The organism is Hydrogenimonas sp. (assembly GCF_029933015.1).
Lineage (GTDB): Bacteria > Campylobacterota > Campylobacteria > Campylobacterales > Hydrogenimonadaceae > Hydrogenimonas.
Genome location: NZ_JAOZOZ010000172.1, coordinates 1 through 3,115, shown reverse-complemented (window position 1 = coordinate 3,115; position 3,115 = coordinate 1). Strand labels below are relative to the sequence as shown.

General features: G+C 54.6%; 4 protein-coding genes and 1 tRNA gene. 3 read left to right on the top strand and 2 right to left on the bottom strand.

The window, feature by feature from the left end; all coding sequences use genetic code 11:
- From Q1K23_RS08830 to Q1K23_RS08820, 3 genes are all read left to right on the top strand, one after another.
- The coding region (locus Q1K23_RS08830) for a DUF481 domain-containing protein (RefSeq protein WP_300363935.1) at positions 1 to 506 on the top strand (506 nt) is incomplete at its 5' end.
- 9 nt (positions 507 to 515) lie between these two features.
- A complete protein-coding gene (locus tag Q1K23_RS08825; RefSeq protein WP_300363933.1) occupies positions 516 to 1,349 on the top strand; it encodes a mechanosensitive ion channel domain-containing protein in 834 nt (277 codons plus the stop codon).
- A gap of 144 nt (positions 1,350 to 1,493) precedes the next feature.
- Entirely contained in the window at positions 1,494 to 2,030 is a 537-nt protein-coding gene (locus Q1K23_RS08820) for a hypothetical protein (RefSeq protein ID WP_300363932.1), read from the top strand.
- Between the two features lie 23 nt (positions 2,031 to 2,053).
- On the opposite strand, the gene Q1K23_RS08815 is transcribed toward Q1K23_RS08820, so the two are convergent.
- Both Q1K23_RS08815 and murD read right to left on the bottom strand, forming a co-directional pair.
- Positions 2,054 to 2,129 (bottom strand) — tRNA-Phe (locus Q1K23_RS08815).
- A 33-nt stretch (positions 2,130 to 2,162) separates the two neighbouring features.
- On the bottom strand, positions 2,163 to 3,115 hold a 953-nt coding region (gene murD / locus Q1K23_RS08810; protein WP_300363930.1), incomplete at its 5' end, for a UDP-N-acetylmuramoyl-L-alanine--D-glutamate ligase.

The window sequence follows — 3,115 nt, the reverse complement described above, 5'->3', positions numbered from 1 at the left end:
AAACCGACGAGCGCTACCGCGCCTACGGCATCGTCAACCACCACTACAGCGACCGTTGGTACACCTATGCGGAGGCGGGCTTTCTCAGAAATCCCTTCGAAGGGTATGAGCAGCAATACAACGGCGGTCTGGGTGTCGGCTATGTCATCATCGACGACAAAATTCAACTTCTCAAGGTGCGGGGCGGTTACCAGTACCGGTGGGCAAACTTCACCGACGGAACCGACGACGATTTTCACTATCTCAAACTGGGCGCCAACTACAACTACTACTTTTCCGAAAAGAACACTTTCGAATCGGAACTCAATTTTCTCGAGGATCTCGAGAATGCGGACGATTTCGAAACGGTATTGCGGATGGGGCTCAAACTGCTGATCGTCGACTCCCTCTCTCTTCGCATCGGTTTCGAGGTCAAGTACGACAACACGCCGGCTCTGGATGACGACGGCAACGAGCTGGATACGACCGATACGACGACGACCGTCGGCATCGTCTACGACTTTTAAGGATAACTTTTGGATTTTGAGTTTCTGCAACATATAGAGTGGAGCAAACTGGCCGATCTGGGGCTCGTCTACGGATTGAAGATCCTGGGTGCCCTGGCGATCTTCGTTTTCGGGAAATGGATCGCCAGGATTCTCACCCGCGTCGTCAGAAAGGCGATGACCCACGCCAAAGTCGAAGAGACGCTGATCTCCTTCGTCGGCAGCATGGTCTACATCCTCTTGATGGTCGTCGTCATTCTGGCGGCCCTCAACAACCTGGGGGTCAACACCACCTCCTTCGTCGCCGTCATGGGTGCCGCCGGTCTGGCGATCGGTCTGGCACTGCAGGGGACCCTTTCGAACGTCGGAGCGGCCGTTCTGCTGATCCTGTTCCGCCCCTTCAAGGTGGGGGATTTCGTCGAAGCCGGAGGAACTTCCGGGGTCGTCGAGGAGATCAATATGTTCTCCACCATCTTCAAAACCGGTGACAACAGGGTCGTCATCGTCCCGAACAGTTCGGTTATCGGAGGGAACATCGTCAACTACTCCGCCAAGGAGACACGCCGGGTCGACTGGACCTTCGGCATCGGCTACGACGACGATCTGAAACTGGCCAAAAAGACGCTCGAAGAGATCCTGGGCGAAGACGATCGGATTCACGCCGATCCGGCACCTTTCGTCGCCGTTTCCGAACTGGCCGACAGCAGTGTCAATTTCGTCTGCCGCGCCTGGGTGAATACACCCGACTACTGGGGCGTCTATTTCGACACCGTCGAGAAGGTCAAACTGGTCTTCGACGAAAAGGGCATCTCCATTCCCTATCCCCAGATGGATGTCCATCTGGACAAGGCCGAAGCGGCCTGATTCTTCGCGAAAGTTCCAGGACTTTCGCGAATTCTCTCTTTGCATCTTCCTCCTTCCGTTTTGATACGCTTTAAACGATTTCTCCGATTTTCGTCTGTATAATCTGTAAAAGAGCCTGAAAAAGGTTCCAAAAGGAGGTGTTAAATGCCGAAAAACTGGATGAAGATCGTCGTATTGCTTCTTGTGGTGCCCTTTTTCCTCTTTGGTGCGACACTCAAGGAGTACCATCCCAGCGGTTTCAAATCGAACGGAAAAAAGGTCTACGGATGGTCCTGGCTGCAGAAAAACGGAGATTATGCGGAGTGGACCTTTACGTTTCCCGGTCCTCAGACTTTCAAAGACGGGACGGTGGTTTTCTGTTTTACCGCGCTTTCGACCAACAAAAAAGGAGGCGGAGCGGGATACGACTCCTCTTTGAATATCGTGTGGCATCAGGGCATGAGACCCGTGAAAGTGGACTTGAAGAACGATTGCGGCTGTCTCGAGCAGTTCGCTTCCCGTGTCCCGAATTCCCGCGGCATGGGATATATGAGTCACGGCTGTATCAAGATGAGAGTGAAAGCCTCACAGATCGGTCATGGAAGAAACCGTAGGTGGGGTTTGATCCTGAAGGTGAAATATCCGGGAGGTCACCATACCGCGTTGAAAAAAGATTCGGTGAAAATGTATGTCGTCAAATAGAGAGGTAAAAACGTAAAAAGGAGTGGTGGCCAGAGGCAGAATCGAACTGCCGACACGCAGATTTTCAGTCTGCTGCTCTACCGACTGAGCTATCTGGCCGGTTGGTAGGTCGGAATTATAGAAGATTTCATCTTAAAAACTGCTGATGATTTTTTTGAAAATATCGCCCCGTTCGGCGTAGGAGGCGAACTGGTCGAGGCTGGCGGCGGCGGGGGAGAGGAGTGCCACGCTCTTGCCGTCGTGTCGCTTCGCCATCGTCTTCACGGCCTTCTCCAGGGTCTCGGTAACGTCGCAGGCGAGGTGGTACTCTTTCGCCAGCGCGGCGATCTTTTCGCGGTTGCTTCCGATGGCGTAGAGGTGGACGTCGTACTTTCGCAACTCTTCGAAAAGAGGTGTCAGGTCGACTCCCTTGTCGTCTCCGCCCAGAATCAGGTGGATCTTTCTCTCCTGCCAGGGTTTGAGCGCCTGGATCGTCGCGTCGATGTTGGTCGCTTTGGTGTCGTTGATCCAGAGCCGTCCGAACCGGTCGACCACTCTCTCCTGACGGTGCGGATCGAGCCGGAAGGCGTTGATCCTTTCGTAGTCGATCTCGTCGAAGAGGATTTTCGAAACGCCCAGGGCCAGCACGGCGTCGAGCAGAAAGGCTCCCTCGAAGGCGATTTTTTCCGTATCGATACCGAAATAACCGGCGATATCTTCCGTCGTCTCGTAGGGGATTTTGAAGCCCTCCGTCGGTTCGCTAGCGAACTGTCCGGGGAGAATGACCGCTTCGCCCTCCCGCATCGATCCGAGGGGTTTGAGCTTGTCGGCGATGTAGCCCGCTTCCCCGCCGTGCCAGCTCAGATGGTCCGGTGTGACGGGAAGCAGAAGGTAGAGGTCCGGTTTGGCATGTTTCGTGTAGTGCAGCGTGAAAGAGCTGGTCTCCAGCACCCAGATGGGTGCTTCGGGATCGAGTGCGGCCAGCGGCGTGCCGATGTTTCCTCCGCTCACCGCACCTCTTTCGCGAAGCAGGTGGGTGACCATCTGTGTCGTCGTCGTCTTTCCGTTGGTTCCCGAAATCCAGATCGTATAGGGAACTTTCCGAT